General features: G+C 72.8%; 1 pseudogene. It reads left to right on the forward strand.

Annotated elements, in window-relative coordinates:
• Positions 1 to 265: pseudogene (locus tag IEY93_RS39170) on the forward strand (gfo/Idh/MocA family oxidoreductase); the annotation flags it as partial.
• Between the last annotated feature and the right edge of the window lie 92 nt (positions 266 to 357).

Genomic DNA, 357 nt, shown 5'->3' on the forward strand with positions numbered 1-357 from the left:
TCTGCCCGCCGAGGACTCCGGGTTCCGGCGGGTTCTGGTCACCGAGTCCGGCCATCCGTACGCCGGCGCCTGGTGGCCGCCCGGGCACGGCCTGGGCTACGAGCACGGCTTCACCCACGAGGTGAAGGACTTCATCGAGGCCATCGCCGCCGGCACCGCCCCCGCACCGTCCTTCGAGGACGGCCTGCGGGTGCAGCGGGTGCTCGCGGCCGTCGAGCAGAGCGCGGCTGAGGCCAGCCGCTTCACCACCGTGGAGGGTTCATGACCAGGCCTGTCACGCTGTTCACCGGCCAGTGGGCCGACCTGCCGTTCGAGGAGGTGTGCCGGCTCGCGGGCGAGTGGGGCTACGACGGCCTG

Origin of the sequence: Sphaerisporangium melleum (assembly GCF_014646695.1) — a bacterium.
Lineage (GTDB): Bacteria > Actinomycetota > Actinomycetes > Streptosporangiales > Streptosporangiaceae > Sphaerisporangium > Sphaerisporangium melleum.